This is a genomic window from Pseudomonadota bacterium, from assembly GCA_011049115.1.
In the GTDB taxonomy this organism is placed as follows: Bacteria; Desulfobacterota; Anaeroferrophillalia; order Anaeroferrophillales; family Tharpellaceae; genus DSCM01.
In genome coordinates this window covers 1-17,254 of sequence record DSCM01000026.1, presented here as the reverse complement: position 1 = coordinate 17,254, position 17,254 = coordinate 1, and the positions used below count along the sequence as shown (strand labels likewise).

The 17,254-nt window shown below is 48.2% G+C and carries 16 protein-coding genes; all 16 read left to right on the top strand.

Going from position 1 to position 17,254, the window contains the following annotated elements:
- The first annotated feature begins 656 nt into the window (after window positions 1–656).
- The 16 genes from ENN66_02235 (at window position 657) to ENN66_02160 (ending at window position 17,200) form a co-directional block, all read left to right on the top strand.
- Window positions 657–1,013: an NADH-quinone oxidoreductase subunit A gene (locus tag ENN66_02235; GenBank protein HDS15438.1), complete on the top strand. Its 357-nt coding sequence runs from the start codon at window positions 657–659 to the stop codon at window positions 1,011–1,013.
- A complete protein-coding gene (locus ENN66_02230; protein ID HDS15437.1) occupies window positions 1,004–1,534 on the top strand; it encodes an NADH-quinone oxidoreductase subunit B in 531 nt (176 codons plus the stop codon). The genes ENN66_02235 and ENN66_02230 overlap by 10 nt, the downstream gene beginning before the upstream one ends.
- Window positions 1,535–1,563: 29 nt before the next feature.
- Window positions 1,564–2,067, top strand: a complete 504-nt coding sequence (locus tag ENN66_02225) for an NADH-quinone oxidoreductase subunit C (protein HDS15436.1) — start codon at window positions 1,564–1,566, stop codon at window positions 2,065–2,067.
- A 56-nt stretch (window positions 2,068–2,123) separates the two neighbouring features.
- A complete protein-coding gene (gene nuoD, locus ENN66_02220; protein ID HDS15435.1) occupies window positions 2,124–3,296 on the top strand; it encodes an NADH dehydrogenase (quinone) subunit D in 1,173 nt (390 codons plus the stop codon).
- Between the two features lie 51 nt (window positions 3,297–3,347).
- Entirely contained in the window at window positions 3,348–5,303 is a 1,956-nt protein-coding gene (locus ENN66_02215; protein HDS15434.1) for an FAD-dependent oxidoreductase, read from the top strand.
- Between the two features lie 76 nt (window positions 5,304–5,379).
- Window positions 5,380–8,055 (top strand): formate dehydrogenase subunit alpha, encoded by a 2,676-nt coding sequence (locus ENN66_02210; protein ID HDS15433.1) that lies wholly within the window; start codon window positions 5,380–5,382, stop codon window positions 8,053–8,055.
- Between the two features lie 77 nt (window positions 8,056–8,132).
- Window positions 8,133–9,119 carry an NADH-quinone oxidoreductase subunit NuoH gene (gene nuoH / locus ENN66_02205; protein ID HDS15432.1) on the top strand — a complete coding sequence of 329 codons (987 nt, stop codon included), beginning with the start codon at window positions 8,133–8,135 and terminating at the stop codon, window positions 9,117–9,119.
- A gap of 69 nt (window positions 9,120–9,188) precedes the next feature.
- Complete coding sequence (locus tag ENN66_02200; GenBank protein HDS15431.1) at window positions 9,189–9,665, top strand: NADH-quinone oxidoreductase subunit I; 477 nt, start codon at window positions 9,189–9,191, stop codon at window positions 9,663–9,665.
- 24 nt (window positions 9,666–9,689) lie between these two features.
- Complete coding sequence (locus ENN66_02195; protein HDS15430.1) at window positions 9,690–10,199, top strand: NADH-quinone oxidoreductase subunit J; 510 nt, start codon at window positions 9,690–9,692, stop codon at window positions 10,197–10,199.
- Window positions 10,200–10,211: 12 nt separating this feature from the next.
- Window positions 10,212–10,517 (top strand): NADH-quinone oxidoreductase subunit NuoK, encoded by a 306-nt coding sequence (nuoK, locus tag ENN66_02190; GenBank protein HDS15429.1) that lies wholly within the window; start codon window positions 10,212–10,214, stop codon window positions 10,515–10,517.
- A gap of 64 nt (window positions 10,518–10,581) precedes the next feature.
- Window positions 10,582–12,651, top strand: a complete 2,070-nt coding sequence (locus ENN66_02185; GenBank protein ID HDS15428.1) for an NADH-quinone oxidoreductase subunit L — start codon at window positions 10,582–10,584, stop codon at window positions 12,649–12,651.
- An 85-nt stretch (window positions 12,652–12,736) separates the two neighbouring features.
- Window positions 12,737–14,320 carry an NADH-quinone oxidoreductase subunit M gene (locus tag ENN66_02180; protein HDS15427.1) on the top strand — a complete coding sequence of 528 codons (1,584 nt, stop codon included), beginning with the start codon at window positions 12,737–12,739 and terminating at the stop codon, window positions 14,318–14,320.
- Between the two features lie 75 nt (window positions 14,321–14,395).
- The gene (locus tag ENN66_02175) at window positions 14,396–15,865 is read left to right on the top strand and encodes an NADH-quinone oxidoreductase subunit N (GenBank protein HDS15426.1); all 1,470 of its coding nucleotides are present in this window, start codon (window positions 14,396–14,398) and stop codon (window positions 15,863–15,865) included.
- A gap of 110 nt (window positions 15,866–15,975) precedes the next feature.
- The gene (locus ENN66_02170) at window positions 15,976–16,194 is read left to right on the top strand and encodes a hypothetical protein (protein HDS15425.1); all 219 of its coding nucleotides are present in this window, start codon (window positions 15,976–15,978) and stop codon (window positions 16,192–16,194) included.
- Window positions 16,195–16,196: 2 nt separating this feature from the next.
- A complete protein-coding gene (locus ENN66_02165) occupies window positions 16,197–16,658 on the top strand; it encodes a hypothetical protein (GenBank protein HDS15424.1) in 462 nt (153 codons plus the stop codon).
- Window positions 16,526–17,200 (top strand): hypothetical protein, encoded by a 675-nt coding sequence (locus ENN66_02160; protein HDS15423.1) that lies wholly within the window; start codon window positions 16,526–16,528, stop codon window positions 17,198–17,200. The genes ENN66_02165 and ENN66_02160 overlap by 133 nt, the downstream gene beginning before the upstream one ends.
- Window positions 17,201–17,254: the final 54 nt, after the last annotated feature.

The window sequence follows — 17,254 nt, the reverse complement described above, 5'->3', positions numbered from 1 at the left end:
GCAAAAAATCAAACCGGCGGACTGAATAAGGAGCTTCGAAGCGAAAAACAACCAAGATTAGGTCGCTTATGGCCTCGAAATTCTCTGTGAATTAAAAAAAAACGCTTTGTCGCAACACCTTTTAACTTTGCTGTTTAGGTTAAGAGGTCAGGCTTGATATCGAGGGCTAAACGCGAAAAATAATTAAACAGCATTATAGCAATGTGTTTCACCTCAAATTAAAGTGCCTGATGGATTTAGTCAATTAGCATGTTGTTCATTAGGAAAGCAAGCAATTATAGATGGTGAAAAACATTTATAATAAATACTGAATTAGGAATAATGTATAATGTTAAGGTTGTGGCGGAAAACCGTTTGGGGCAAGTTGGGTTGGATTTGTTCAAGCCTTTTTTCCCTGAAAGTAGAAAACAATGTTTGTTATTGTCCTGACGCGAGGTAAAACCAAGAGTTGACTGAACCCCGGCAAGCGTGAGCGCGGGGCAAAAAACTGTCGATTGTATTTGTCTTGACGCCATTTTTTTTCTTGACATAGGTAAGGGGGGTCGGTATATAAGCTCCCCTTAATAAATGCTTCACATAATTATTATTCCGGGCTAATTCGTGGTGTCGTTTGGGTAGCGGCGGCATGGGTCCGGCCGAGTCAGGGGTAGAATGATATGTTGCTTGATTATGTGCCCGTACTACTGATGATGATGGTTGGGTTGGGTTTCGGGGTTGTGGCGGTTGCTCTTTCCAGCGTTCTTGGCCCGAAACGTCGTTCCCGGGTTAAAAAAGAAACCTACGAGTGCGGTATGGCGACGGTTGGAGCGACATATGTTCAAACACCAATTAAATATTACGTGGTGGCCCTGCTTTTTCTGGTTTTCGACCTGGAATGTGTTTTCCTTTACCCCTGGGCGGTGCACTATAAGAAGCTGGGCTTGTTTGGTTTTGTCGAAATGGTCATCTTTATGGTCGTTCTCTTCGTCTGCTATATCTATGTCTGGAAAAAGGGAGCCTTGGAATGGGAATAGAGGGTACGTTAAAGGGTGACGGTTTTCTGGTTACCAACCTTGAAAGTCTGGTTAACTGGGGCCGGAAGAATTCGATTTGGCCCTGTACTTTTGGTCTGGCCTGCTGCGCCCTGGAGATGATGGCCACCAGTCTGGCAAGCTATGATATCGCCCGCTTCGGCTCGGAGGTGTTTCGTCCCTCGCCGCGTCAGTCTGACCTGATGATCGTGGCCGGAACGTTGACGAAGAAGATGTCGGTCATGGTCAGAAGGATCTATGAGCAGATGGCGGAGCCACGCTGGGTTATTGCCATGGGAGCCTGTGCTTCCTGTGGCGGTGTTTTTCAGAGCTATTCGGTTGTTCAGGGGGTTGATCAGATAATTCCGGTTGATGTTTATGTCCCGGGTTGTCCTCCGCGTCCCGAGGCTTTGCTGGCCAGTATCATGAAGTTGCAGGACAAGATTGGGCATGAGAGGTTTTCTCTGCGTCCCGACTATGAAGAGCCCTCCAGCAAGAAGTCGGAAATCGTCAGTTTGTGTTAAGTTGACCTTTCAAAAAAAGAGACCGAATTATGAGTATGGAAAACGCAAAGGTGCTGGAACAGCTGAAAAGCAAATTTAATGAGGCAGTTGTGGCCGGGGTAGATTTCAGGGGTGACCTGACCGTGATCGTCAGCCTTGAAAAATTGCATGATATCCTGGCTTATCTACAATCTGATCCGAATTTGCATTATGATCATCTCTCTGATGTGGTGGCGATTGATCGGCTGCCGCATGAGCCTCGTTTTGAGGTTGTCTATGTGCTCCATTCCATGGATGATTTTCGTCGCTTGCTGGTAAAGATCAGGGTTGCGGATGGGGTCGCTGTGCCGAGCGCTACAGATCTCTGGAAATCGGCAGACTGGCCCGAGCGTGAGATCTTCGATTTGATGGGCATTCGTTTCAGCGGGCATCCGGATTTGCGTCGCCTGCTAATGTGGGATGAATTCGAAGGGCACCCCTTGCGTAAGGACTTTCCCTTGAAGGGTAGAGATTTTGATAAGCAATGGAATCCGGATACGATTCGGGTGCTGTAATCCAGTTGGTTTATGATTTGTAACCGAGCAGTGAATATTATTTGAGGTTGGAAGCGATGGCTGAGGGTAAATTATTGACCATCAACATGGGGCCGCACCATCCGGCAACCCACGGGGTTCTGCGACTGGTACTGGAGCTTGATGGCGAAACAATCGTCAAGGTCACGCCCCATATCGGGCACCTGCATCGCGGCATTGAAAAAATCGCCGAAAACATGAATTATCAGCAGGTGATTCCGCTGACCGATCGCTTTGATTATACGGCAGCAACCCTCAATAATCTAGGTTATTGTACGGCGGTCGAGAAATTGCTGGGGATTGATGTGCCGAAGAGGGCCCAGTACATCAGGGTTATCATGGGTGAATTGGCTCGAATCATGGGACACCATCTCTGGATTGGTAGTCATGCTCTGGATATCGGAGCTATGACGGTGGTGTTTTATGCCTTCCGCGACCGTGAAATGATTATGAATATGACCGAGGAGGTTTCCGGCTACAGATTAACCCCATCATTCCTCCGTATTGGTGGTGTGGCCAAGGATATCACTCCGGCTTTCATTAAGTATCTTCGTGATTTTATCAAATGGTTTCCGACTGCCGTCGCCGGTTATAACACGCTGCTGACCGATAATATCATCTGGCGTAAAAGGACCATGGGGATTGGCTGTATTTCCGCTCAGGATGCGATAAATTATGGGCTGACCGGGCCTTCGATTCGGGGCTCCGGCGTTCCTTATGATTTACGTAAGGCGCGCCCATATAGTAGTTATGATGACTTTGATTTCAAGATTCCGGTAGGTGATAACGGTGATGTTTATGACCGTTATCTGGTTCGTATGGAAGAGTTTCTACAGTCTCTCAACATCATTGAACAGGCCCTGGAAAATCTGCCCGAGGGGCCGGTAAATGTGGCAGACCCACTGATCTCGAACCCAGCTTTGAATGAGGTGCAAAACGATATCAGCGCTTTGATTCGGCGCTTTAAGATTCAGTGTCAGGGCCCGGTCGTGCCGGAAGGTGAAGTTTATCATGCTGTGGAAGGGTCTAAAGGCGAGCTGGGATTTTATCTGGTTGGTGACGGCAGTGAACAGCCTTACCGCATGAAAGTTCGCTCCCCCTGTTTTATTCTTGTCAGTGCGCTGGAAAAAATGATGCTCGGACACATGATCGCCGATGCGATCTCGATTATTGGAAGTATCGATATTGTTCTTGGTGAAATAGACCGTTAACACTAACGGAAAAACGAGATAATTTGGATTATTTTGAATGGGAGTCGGTTAATGGCTGAGATTTTATTTAGTTCCTGGGGCGGTGAGGTGGTTGATAACCGCGGCAAAGAGAGCCAGGACTTTGAACCGGTCAACAGTCTGGAGCTGCCGGAATATTTCAGACAGGATGAGGCCATAAAGGCCCTGATGGGCTGGTACGGCTTGGTCGTGCGCGATCCTGAAACCGACATCATCGATTTATGCCGAGTCTATATGCAGGAGATTCAGGCCAAATCCTGCGGAAAATGTTTTCTCTGTCGTATCGGTACGCGGGTAATGGCTGAAATTCTGGAGCGGATCTGTGCCGGACAGGGTCGGGAAGCAGATCTCGGGATGCTTGGACGTTTGGCCGATTCCATCAGGGAGTCATCCAAATGCAACATCGGTCAATCCGGTCCTTTGCCGGTTCTCCATGCCCTAGAATATTTTGCCGATGATTTCTCTGCGGCAATAAGCGCAAATGAAAAACGCCCGTCCGGTGGTCTCTATCGCAGTAAGTTAACCGCACCCTGCATGGATGCTTGTCCGATTCATCTTGATATTCCCAGTTATGTCGAATGTATCAGAGAAGGCCGCTTCCAGGATTCCCTGAATATCATACGCGAAAAATTGCCGCTTCCCGGGGTCGTCGGTCGGGTCTGCGTGCGACCTTGCGAGGAGCATTGCCGGCGTATGAATCTTGATGCTCCAATTTCCATTAAATTTCTGAAAAGGTTTGTGGCTGATTACGAACTCAGTAAAGGGCTGGAGCCTGAATTTGTTGTCCGTCATTCGGCTAAAACCGGGAAGGTGGCGATTGTTGGTGCCGGCCCCAGCGGGGTCACCTGCGCTTATCATCTGGCGCGGATGGGGCATCAGGTAACGGTTTACGAACGTTTTGCGGAGCCTGGCGGCATGTCGGCCATGGGAATTCCCGATTATCGCCTGCCCCGTCCAATTTTACGGGGTGAGGTTGATCGCATTGAGAACATGGGGGTCAAGTTTAATTACGAAACCACGGTTGGCAAGGACATCAAGCTGAGTCAGTTGGAGTCTGATAATGATGCGGTTTTTGTCGCCATCGGCGCCCAGCTGGGAACCAGCATGGGGGTGGAAGGCGAGGATCAGAATTATGAGGGCTATATTTCCGGGGTGCAGTATCTGCTCGATATTAACCAGGGACGTGATCCTTATCCGGCCGGCAAAAAGGTGGTCGTGGTGGGTGGTGGTAATGTCGCGATCGACTGCGTACGCTGTTCTTTCCGAGTGAATAAGGAAGATGTTAATTTGGTTTATCGTCGTACCAAAAATGAAATGCCGGCCGATGATGTCGAAATTCACGATGCGGAAGAAGAAAAAGTTAATTTTCATTTTCTGACGCATCCGATAAAAATCCTGGCTGAAAAGGGTAAGGTCGTCGGCCTTGAGTGTGTGCGAATGGAGCTCGGTGAGCCGGATGAATCCGGTCGCAGAAGTCCACGGCCGGTGGCGGGTTCTGAGTTTGTTATTGATTGCGATATCGTCGTGCCGGCCATCGGTCAGACCATGGATCTGTCTCTTTTTGAAGGGCGCGCTGATGTCAAGACGACGCGCTGGAAAACCGTGGTTGTCGATGGGCTGACTAAACAGACGGATCAACCGAAGATTTTTTCGGGAGGGGATTGCGAAACCGGTCCTGGCGCCTTGATTACCGCCTGTGCCGGAGGTCGGACTGCGGCCTATAATATTGATAGGATGATCAATGGCTTGCCTCTGGAATACACTGAAGATGATTATTTTGACAAACTGTTTAAAAAGGTCAAGGTTTATGACCCGGCGGAAAATCTGGGTTTTCTTGGCGGGCGCGAGCGCCATGAGTTGAAAATGCTCGATCCTGAGGTTCGGAAGTTTACCAATGACGAAGTCGAGCAAGGCTATTCCATGCAGGAAGCAATGGCCGAGGCGGACCGCTGCCTGCGCTGTTACCGGGTGGCAACCATTAAAGTCTGAGGACATTAATGGAAAACTAGATTTAACCAGTGATTGAAAAAAATAAGTTAGATAATTTAGCGCAGGGAAAAAAAGTATGGTCACGTTGACGATTGACGGCAAGGAAGTCACAGTCCCCCAGGGATCGACCATCCTTGAGGCAGCCAAAAGTGTCGGTATCAGAATTCCGACCCTTTGCTACCATGAGCGGATGAATCCGATCGGATCTTGTCGCATGTGTGTAGTTGAGATAGAGGGCTTCGAGCATCCCATGGCGGCATGCACGACACCGGTTGAAGATGGCATTGAGGTGGTAACAACATCTGAGCGGCTTATCCGGATACGACAGGATTCCCTGAAGCTTATCCTGGTCAATCATCCCTTGGATTGTCCTGTCTGTGATAAGGGCGGGGAATGCTTGCTTCAAGATCTGGTATTTGAACATGGTATTGATAAGGTCGAGTACTCCGCGGCAAAAATCGAGAGAGAAGCACTCTATGCGACCCCGCTGATTCGCTACTGGCCCGACCGTTGTATCATGTGCCTGCGCTGTGTGACCGCCTGTCGGGAAATTAAAGGGATCGGGGCGATCAGCATTGAAGGAACCGGTTACGGAACTCAGGTGGCCGCGATTGATCCGGAGAAATGTCAGTCCTGTGGAGAATGTTTACAGGTCTGTCCCACCGGAGCCTTGACGGAGAACCTGGGTCGCTATAAAGGGCGGACCTGGTTGGTGGAACGGGTTCCGACCACCTGCACTTATTGCGGCTGCGGCTGTCAGCTGGAACTGAATGTTCAGAACAACCGCGTGATTGCGGTTACAACCAAAGAAAACGCCGGTATCAATCATGGCAGTCTGTGTGTCAAAGGGCGTTTCGGTTACGAGTTTATAAATAGTTCGGAACGGCTTACCACGCCGCTTATTAAAAAGGACGGAGAGTTCCAGGAAGCGAGCTGGGATGAAGCCTTAAGCTTGGTGGCGAATAAATTTGCGGCAATCAAGGATCAGTTCGGATCCGGGGCGATTGCCGGTCTGACTTCAGCCCGTTGTACAAACGAAGAAAATTACCTTTTTCAGAAATTTATGCGTGCGGGGATCGGGACCAATAATGTCGATCACTGCGCACGGCTCTGACACTCCTCGACGGTGGCCGGTCTGGCCGCAACCTTTGGCAGTGGAGCGATGACCAACCCGATCAAGGATGTTTTCAAGGCCGAGACAGTCCTGGTGACGGGTACCAATACGACGGAAAACCATCCTATCTTTGCCAATTATCTGAAAGAAGCGGTATTGAAACACGGGACTAAACTCTTGGTTATCGATCCGCGCCAAATTGACCTGGTTGACTATGCCGAGCTCTATCTGCAGCCGAGACCGGGGACCGATATTGCATGGATCAACGGCTTGATGCATATTATTATCAAAGAGGGCTGGGCCGCTCAGGATTATATCGATGAGCGCTGTGAGGCCTACGCCGAGCTCGCCGCTAAACTTCAGAAATACACCCCTGCCTATGTTGCCGGAATCACCGGATTGCAGGAGGCTGAATTGTATGCCGCCGCCAAACTCTACGGACAGGCGCGGCCCGCCTCCATTCTTTACGCCATGGGAATCACCCAGCATACCTGTGGAACCGATAACGTCAAGTCGTTAGGAAACCTGGCGATGCTCTGCGGTAATCTCGGTGTCGAGGGCGGTGGGGTCAATCCTCTGCGGGGACAGAACAACGTCCAGGGGGCCTGCGATATGGGCGGTCTGCCCAATGTCTATACCGGCTATCAGAGTGTCGGCTCGGATGAAGTTCGGGCGAAGTTTGCCAAGGCCTGGGGAGTCGATGTTGACGCTCTTGATTCAGAGCCTGGTTTAAAACTGACTGAAATGTTTCCGGCTGCGGCTGAGGGCAAGGTCAAGGCCATGTACATAATGGGTGAGAATCCCTTACTCAGTGATCCTGATCTTGATCATATCGAACATTGTATCAAGGCGTTGGATTTCCTTGTCGTACAGGATATTTTCCTGACTGAAACCGCAAAGTTTGCCGATGTGGTTCTGCCAGGAGTTTCATTCGCTGAAAAAGATGGGACCTTCGTCAATTCAGAGCGATTGGTACAGCGCGTTCGCAAGGCGTTGACCTTGCCTGGAGAGGCCCGAGAGGATCGTGTCATAATCGCGGAACTGTCGACCCGTCTGGGTTATGAAATGAAATATGACAGCGCCGCAGCGATCATGCGTGAGATTAATCAATTAACCCCGAGCTATGCCGGGATCACTTATGAGCGCCTGGAGAATGGCGGTCTTGCCTGGCCCTGTCTTGATAAGGATCATCCGGGAACCCCGATCCTGCATGTCAATACTTTTGCCCGCGGGAAAGGCCTTTTCTTTGCCATTGATCATCAGCCGCCGGCTGAAGAATGCGATGCGGAATATCCTTTTATTCTGACGACAGGCCGGGTGCTGTCGCATTTTCATACCGGCACGATGACGCGGAAGGGTGAAGGCCTGAACAAGGTTCATCCTGAGATCAGAGCTGAAATCAATCCGGATGATGCGGCTCGTCTGGGGATTGCAGATGGTGAACTGTTATCAATCACCTCGCGGCGGGGAAGCATCAAGGTTAAAGCCTGGCTAACCCGGCGGCCGGCAGCGGGGGTAGTCTTTGTGCCTTTCCATTTTTATGAAATAGCCGTAAATCGTTTGACTAACGCTGCCTTGGATCCGGTAGCCAAGATACCGGAGTATAAGGTTTGTGCGGTTAAGGTGGAAAAGTCTTAATGATTGAGGTTCTTTCCGGTAGGGCCGGGAAAGTTGTAATCTGCAATCTCAACCGTTCTTCGTTAGAGGTATGACGGATGCTTGAGTACATGACTATATTGATTATTAAAACCCTGGTGGCTTTCGCGGTCAGTCTTCTGATTGTGGCTTACTCTACGTGGATTGAGCGTAAAGTTCTGGGGCATGTTCAGTTGCGGCACGGTCCGCACCGGGTTGGTTTTCATGGTTTGCTGCAGCCCATAGCGGATGGAATCAAAGGTTTTTTCAAGGAAGAATTGATTCCGGATAACGCCGATAAAGCATTGTTTTTACTGGCGCCCATCATCAGCATCGGAGCCTCGGTGACCCTAATCGTAATCGTGCCGTTTGGCGATAAGATTACTCTTTGGGGACGTGAAATAACCTTATACCTGACTGATCTTGATATCGGGATTCTGTTGGTTCTCGGGATTTCTACCCTGGGGTCATATGGTGGGATCCTCGGGGGCTGGTCGTCAGGCAATAAATATGGAGTGATTGGGGGCCTGCGTGGTTCGGCGCAGATGATCAGTTATGAGCTGTCTCTAGCTCTGGCGGTAATTGCGGTGGTTATGGTTTCCGGTTCTCTGAGTCTGATCGATATTGTGAATTCTCAAACCGGACTTTGGAATATTGTCAAACAGCCCTTTGCTTTTATCTTATTTCTGATTTGCGGGTTGGCGGAAATCAACCGTACTCCCTTCGATATGCCTGAGGCTGAAGCCGAACTGGCTTGTGGGTTCAATGTGGAGTACAGCTCCATGAAATTTGCTTTGTTTTTTATGGCAGAATACTGTCATATGTTTGTTTTTGCAGCCTTGGTCACGACTCTTTTCCTGGGCGGCTGGCACGGTCCGATTGTTGATGGTCCGCATTGGTTTTTCCTCAAAAGTTTTATCATAATCTTTTTCTGTGTCTGGGAACGTTCAACCTTTCCGCGTTTGCGTTACGACCAAGTCATGAGCTTTGGATGGAAAATTCTTTTGCCTTTCGGATTGCTCAACATTTTGCTTACCGGATTGTGGATGCTGGTCTTCAACCTGTAGATATGATTATAAAGTTATACCTGGCGCTGCCGGCTGAGCGCGGGTAGTCGGATTTTTAAAGAGGATGACATGTCAGATAAAGATTATATCCTGAATATCAGCGATCGGCGACCCACCGGAAAGTATATAGTTCCGATACTGAAGGGGCTCGGACATACTCTGAAGAATTTTTTCAGTAAACCGATAACGATTATGTATCCGACTGAAAGGCGAGAGGTCAGCGATCGCTGGCGGGGTCTGCATCGACTTAAGATCGATGAGCGGGGAGAGTTGAAATGTGTCGCCTGCGGACTCTGTGCTAAAATCTGTCCCTCGCATGCGATTTCTATCGTCCCTTACGAAGAAGAAGGCCAGACACGCTATCCGAAAGAGTTCGTTATCGATGAACTGCGTTGTATTTTTTGTGGTTTCTGTCAGGAAGCTTGTCCTAAGGATGCGATTGAACTAACAAAGGTTTACGACTTTGTCGACTATAAGCGGGAAGATTTTATTTTTGACATCGAGAAATTAAAAAACCCTGAAAAGTTTATCTTTAACGGTAAATAGCGCGACTGGTGCAGGAGAGAATTGATGGAACTGGTATTTTTGTTGATTTTCGGCGGGTTGGCCGTGATAGCCTCTCTGCTGGTGATATTCGCCAGCTCGACCTTGCATAGCGCCTTGTGGATGGTACTGTCTTTTTTTATGGTGGCCTTTTTGTATGTGTTGCTACATGCTCAATTTCTGGCGATGTTACAGGTTATCGTTTATGCCGGGGCGATTATGATGTTTATTGTCTACGCGATTATGATGTTGAATATTCGCCAGGAACAAGATGCCAAAGTAGGTTCGCGGGTGTCCAAGATCGTCGGGGTTGGAGCGCTGTTTATTCTTCTTGTCGAGCTTCTGATGGTTGGTTTGGGGCGCAGTCTCAGCGCTATGCAAGGCCCGATAACAGACGCCCTGGTAGCCGCTCATGGGAGCGTCGCCGTGCTGTCGAATTTTCTTTTTTCAGATTACCTGTTGCCATTTGAAGTCGCTTCGATTCTTTTGACGGCCGGAGTCGTCGGGGCCGTTGTTTTGGCGAAACGTGTGCAGTGAGGAGTGCTGGCAATGATTGAAAATCAAAGTATTTATTTGGCATTATCGGCAGTACTTTTCTTAATTGGAGCTGCTGGCGCCATCTGTAGACGCAACGCTATTGTAGTTTTCATGTGTATTGAAGTCATGCTGGGAGGGGTCAGTCTCGCCTTTGTTACTTTCAGTCGAGCGACTCACTCCTTGGACGGTATTTTCATGGTTCTTTTCGTGATGGCGGTGGCTGCTGCGGAAGCCGCAGTTGGTCTTGCTATTTTCGTTCTCATGTATCGTAAATATGGTTCCATTGATCTTGATAAATTTAATCTTATGAAGTGGTGAGCGGCTTTTTGCTGCAGCGTGACGATAGCTTTATATTTATCAGAAATTTTAAGGAGATATAGGTATGTTCGATTATATCTGGTTGGTACCGGTTTTTCCGGCCATCGGAGTCTTGATTAACGGCCTGTTGGGACGTCGATTGGAAGCGATCAACAAGAGTCTGATCCACTGGATAGCCTGCGGGATGGTTGCTCTCTCCTTTATAGTTACCTGTATCATATTTTTACAGTTGCTAGGTCTGCCGGCGGCAGAACGGTTGCACCAGGTAACTTGTTTTAGCTGGATTAACTGTGGAGTACTGCAAACTTATATCGCCTATCAGATCGACCCTCTTTCAATGATGATGGCCATGTTTGTCATCGGAATTGGTTTTCTGATCCATGTGTACTCAATTGGATACATGAGCGAGGACCCGGGCCGCTACTATCGGTTTTTTGTCTATCTCAACCTGTTTATGTTCTCCATGATCAATCTGATTCTGGCTGACAACTATCTTTTAATGTTTCTGGGCTGGGAAGGCGTGGGTCTGTGTTCATATCTGTTGATCGGTTTTTGGTTTGATGTCGAGGCGAATGCGATTGCCGGTAAGAAAGCCTTTATTACCAACCGAGTGGGAGACTTTGCTTTTTTAATAGGTATGTTTATGCTCTTTACGGGGCTGGGCGAGCATGGGGTCTGGAGTCTGCAGTTCACTGAGGTTTTCAGCAACGTTCATTTTTTGTCCAAAAATACTGCCACCGCTATCTGCCTTTTGTTTTTTATCGGCTGTACAGCCAAATCGGCTCAGATTCCACTCTATGTCTGGCTTCCGGATGCGATGGCAGGTCCCACACCGGTCAGTGCTCTGATCCATGCTGCAACCATGGTTACATCCGGGGTTTACATGGTCGCCAGATCTAATGTTTTATTTTCAATGTCACCTCTAGCCATGGCGGTCATCGCCACGGTAGGTGCATTGACAGCCTTGTTTGCGGCCTCAATCGGGTTGGTTCAGAACGACATTAAAAAGGTACTGGCCTATTCGACCGTCAGTCAACTTGGTTATATGTTTCTTGGACTTGGGGTGGGGGCTTACTCGGCCGGAATGTTTCATGTGTTAACGCATGCTTTCTTCAAGGCGTTGATGTTCCTTGGTTCCGGCGCCGTAATTCATTCCATGCATCATGCCTATCATAAAGTCCATTCTCATGATGATGCCCAGGACATGCGTAATATGGGTGGTCTGAAGAGTAAGACGCCGATAACCTACTGGACCTTTTTGGTCGGCTGTCTCGCGATTGCCGGTATCCCTGGATTTTCCGGATTTTTCAGTAAGGATGAGATCCTCTGGCAGGCTTTCAGCAGCCCCCAGGGACATTGGCTCCTGTGGTTGTTTGGAGCTTGTGCAGCCGGGATGACGGCTTTTTATATGTTTCGACTGCTCTTTATGACCTTTTTTAATGATTGTCGAGCGGGGAATGCCGCCGAGCATATCCATGAGTCTCCCGCAACCATGACCTTTCCCCTTTGTGTCCTTGCTGTACTGGCTGCGGTGGGGGGATATCTGGGGGTCCCGCACGCCCTGGGCGGCGGCAACCATTTTCATCATTTTCTTGAGCCTATTATGGGCTTGGGTGATGGAAAAGTACTGCAGGATGCGACTGTTGCCTTGGCTCAGGGAGGACATGCGGCCAGTCATCTGGCGGATGGCGCAGTTGGACATCTGGCCGCAGCCGGGCATGCTCATGCCCATCATCCTCCCCTTTGGGTGGAGTATTTATTGATGGCGGTGTCGGTTGCTATCGCGGGCTTCGGGATTTTCCTGGCTTATATTATGTATATTTTAAAACGCGATATACCCGTTGCTCTAGCGGGAAAATTTCCTTTTATCCATAGACTGCTTTTGAATAAATGGTATGTCGATGAACTGTATGACCTTGTTTTTATCTCGCCGTTACGGGGGTTCAGCTATTTTCTCTGGCGGGGGATTGATGTTTCAGTCATTGATGCCTTGGTCAATGGTGTGGCTCGAGTGGTCGGCTGGAGCAGTTCGGTTGTGCGTTATATACAGTCCGGATACGTCCAGAGTTATGCGGTTTCGGTAGTTTTAGGAACCGTGGTTCTTTTGGCCTACTATTTTCTTAAATCACTATAGTTTTGGCCAAAGCCGCTTCGGATTTAGCCATAAACTGACGTTGCTTATAGTTCCCATACTACTTTAACAGCAGGGAGAGCGTTACATGAATCAGCTTGGTTTTCCACTTATCAGTTTTGTGACCTTTTTTCCGATCTTCGGGGTTCTGATCCTGATGTTTATCGACAAGGAAGCCAAAGATACCCTTCGGGGCACGGCCATGGTTTTTGCCGTAATTGAGTTTTTTATCTCGCTGCCCCTGCTGTTCAGTTTTCAGAACGGTACCGCTGCTATGCAGTTTGTCGAGCGTTATCAATGGCTTGAGAGTGCCGGCCTGAGTTACTTTGTTGGCCTTGACGGTATTAGTATCTGGATAATCTTGTTGGCAACCTTTCTTACTCCCGTTTGTGTTCTCTGTTCCTGGACCTACATCGAGAAGCGGGTCAAGGAGTTTATGATCTGCTTGCTGTTGCTTGAAACTGCGATGATTGGGGCGCTGGTTTCCCTCGATATGATTCTTTTTTACATTTTCTGGGAATTGATGCTTATCCCTATGTATCTGTTGATTGGCGTCTGGGGGGGGGATAACCGAATTTATGCAGCCGTGAAGTTTTTTATTTATACGGCAGCCGGTTCTGTTTTCATGCTGCTGTCGATCTTCTTTCTTTACTACCTGAATCATAAATATACCGGAATCTGGACTTTTGATTTGCTGGAGCTCTATAAACTTGACATTCCGGTATCAACCCAGTTCTGGCTGTGCTTGTCCTTCTTTGTTTCGTTTGCAATCAAGGTGCCGATGTTCCCTTTGCATACCTGGTTGCCGGACGCTCATGTTCAGGCCCCTACTGCGGGGAGCGTGATCCTGGCGGGAGTTCTGCTGAAAATGGGTACCTATGGTTTCATACGCTTCGCTATTCCACTTTTTCCTTATGCCAGTAGTCAGTTTACTCCGGTAGTTGTCTGTCTGGCAGTCATCGGTATAATCTATGGCGCGCTGGTTGCCATGATTCAGCCGGATATGAAAAAATTAGTGGCATATTCCAGTGTCAGCCATCTCGGTTACGTTATGCTTGGAATTTTTGCCTTCAATCTGCAGGGGGTAGAAGGCGGGATTTACCAGATGCTCAACCATGGTATCAGCACGGGGGCGCTGTTTCTTATCGTCGGAATGCTTTATGAGCGTCGTCATACCCGAATGATTAAAGATTTCGGCGGCATTGCCAAAGTGATGCCAATTTTTGCGACCTTTTTCATGATTGCGACCCTGTCCTCGATCGCGGTGCCGGGGACGAATGGTTTTGTCGGTGAATTCATGATTCTGGTCGGAGCATTCAGATCCTTTCCCATCTATGCCGTGTTCGCGACTTCGGGCGCTATTCTCGGGGCTCTTTATATGCTTTGGATGTATCAGCGGGTGATGTTTCAACCCCTTGATAAGGAAGAAAACAAGAAATTAAAGGATCTTAACGCGCGAGAGATTGTCACTTTGCTGCCGTTGGCCCTGCTGGTTTTTGTTATGGGTTTCTTTCCGGGTTATTTTTTGCGGAAAATGGATGCATCATGTGAACACTTTCTGAAAAACTATCAGCAGAAAGTCGCCTATTATGAAAACCGAGAGGGGAATCACGCAGCCAAGATAGCTGCCGTACTGGAGCAAGACCAGGTGCGCACGGCTGTAGTGGATTAATCTTTGTTTGTGCAATAAGGCTTCAAGCTGTAACCCGGAAATTTAAAATACCATATTCATAATTGGAGGAGAGTGATGGAAATGCTGGAATTTATTGTCCCGGCACTAAACCTTAAGGCGATTCTGCCACAGATAACACTGGCGCTGACAGCGCTGACAGTTTTGCTGGTTGACGTCTTTGCTGGGAAAGAGGGCAAAACCTCACTCGGTGCCTTATCGCTGACAGGCGTAGCGTTCGCTTTGATTGCTCTCTTCATGAATCGTGGCAGTTTTGAAGCAGCTTATGCTGGAATGTTGATGGCGGACGGCTTTGGCTTCTTCATAACCCTGGTGGTAGGTTGTGTGGTTTTTCTGACCATTCTGGTTTCGATGAATTATGAGCGCATCTGTCCATCGATTAAAAGTGGTGAATATTACTGTCTGCTGTTGTTCGCGGCCTTCGGAATGTCATTTATGGGCAATGCGGGCAATTTGATAATGGTTTTTGTCGCGCTTGAAACGATGTCGATTTCGATTTATGTCCTGGCCGGTTTTAAACGGGAAGACGGAAAATCGATTGAGTCTGCTCTGAAGTATTTTCTGTTGGGAGCCTTTGCATCAGGGTTTCTGCTTTACGGCTTTGCTTTGGTTTACGGAGCCAGTGGTACCCTTGACATCGTTAAGCTGGGGAATTTCTTTACCGCTAATCCTTTGATGTTGCATCACCCCATGGTGTTGGGGGGGGTGGCGTTGATGACGGTCGGGTTTGGTTTTAAGGTAGCGATGTTTCCTTTCCATATGTGGACCCCTGACGTTTACGAAGGGGCCCCGAGTGTAGTTACCGGATTTATGGCCACCGGGGTAAAAGCTGCGGCCTTTGCCGCCTTGATTAGGGTCTTCTTCGTGGCTTTCGGAGCTATGCAGGTTGACTGGACTGCAATTATGTGGTTGGCAGCTTTTCTGACCATGACGATTGGTAATGTAGTGGCGATTTCGCAGACCAGTATTAAACGGATGCTGGCATATTCCAGTATCGCTCATGCCGGCTATATTTTGGTCGCCTTTGTGGTTGGTAGTGAAGTCGCTCGTTCGGCCGTGCTTTTCTACCTGATGGGTTACGCCTTCACTAATATCGGTGCCTTCGCAGTCGTATCAGCCATGGGTCGGAAAGATGAAGAATTCAATGACTTGGCGGATTTTTCCGGGGTCGGGTTTAAATACCCGTTTCTTGGCATGATGATGACGATTTTCATGTTTTCTATGGCTGGAATTCCACCTGCAGCTGGTTTTATGGGCAAGTTCTTCATCTTTTCTGAGGCCATCAAGGGCGGATATATTTGGCTGGCGATTTTTGGCGTCATTAATAGCGTGATCTCGCTTTATTATTATCTTGGCGTTATCGTTCGCATGTATTTTCGTGAACCAGAACGGGAACTTAATATTATAGCTCCCGCCGGGACTCTGGTTGCGGCGCTTTCTCTGGCAGCTTTTGGCGTCTTGCAGATGGGAATCTTTCCTTCCTATATCTGGGAACTGGCGCGTGAATCAGCAAAAATGATTATGTAAAACTGAAATCAGGATATAGCTTAAAAAAAGGGTATGAATTAGGTTTCATGCCCTTTTTTTGTTGCAAACTTTAATCGGCAGGTTAAGAACGGAGTTTTGAAACTACTCAGATGGAAATATTTTCTAAAATATATTTCAAGGTGATCGCGGTAAATATCCTGATCGTTTTTATTTATACCGGAGTGATGCTTTTTTTCGTCTCTCCAAAGGTCGAAGAACGGGCTGTCTATCTGGAAGAAAAAGCCGGCAAGGCGGTGTTGCAGGAGATTCTGACCGCGCGGTCAGCAGTGCGGCCCAGGAATTGGAAAGCCATAAACGAAGCGCTTTGACCATGCATAAAAAAGAATTAAAAAATCTAACCGATATCGCGGTTAACCTGGTTGAAGATCTTTGTGCTGCAACTCAACCGGAAGCAATTAAGCTGCATGTCTCTAAAGCCGTAGAAAATTTTCATCTACAACTGCAACAGCTATATCTGAGCAGTCAGCATTTGCCCAGGGAGGGGCTGGAAAAGGTTCTCCGCGAGCTTGTCAGAATTTATCGCTACGATGAGGGCGCGGGTTGTTTCTTTATTCATCAGGGTACTTACTGTGTGGTTCATCCCTTAAAACCGGAATTTAACCATCGAGATCTGGTTTCGCTTGCGGATGCGGAAGGTAAATTATTTATTCAGGCATTTGCGACGATTGCCAAACAAGCCGGGAAGGGTTTTACTGGTTATCGATGGCTAAACCCCCTTCTTCTGGGGAGGTGGAGGAGTATCTCGTCTATATTTTTTATTTTCCAGAAATGAACTGGATAATCGGCACAGAATGTAATCTGCAGGAGCTTCTGTGCGCCAAACAACAACAGGCTCTGGATTATGTCGCCGGTTTGAGATACAGCGAGGATGAATATTTTTATGTCAGCGACTATAATTCGGTATTGATTGGTCATCCATCCCTGCAGGGGCGGGATATGTCGGAGGTCAGGGATCCCAACGGGGTTTTGATCGTGCCTCCAATGGTTGAGATCGCGCGACGGGATGGAGAAGGCTTTCATCGCTATTCATGGAGGAAATTAAAGGATGAACAGCTTTATGAGAAACTGACCTTTTCCCGTCATCTCGAGGCCTGGCAATGGGTGATCGGTACCGGCGTTTATCTGGACATGATTGACCATGACATTAAATTAAAAAAGAATGAACTCGAAAGAAATCTGCGAATTCAACTCAGGAACAAAAAAATCGGGGAAACCGGCTACATTTATATCTTTAGCAGCACCGCGAAGATGATAATTCATCCTAATGTCAATATTGAAGGCGAAGATTTCGGGCATGTAAAGCATTTTGTGTAAACGGTCCGGGTTTGAGTTGTCAGTAAACCGGTAACCGGCCTTCAAATATGATTG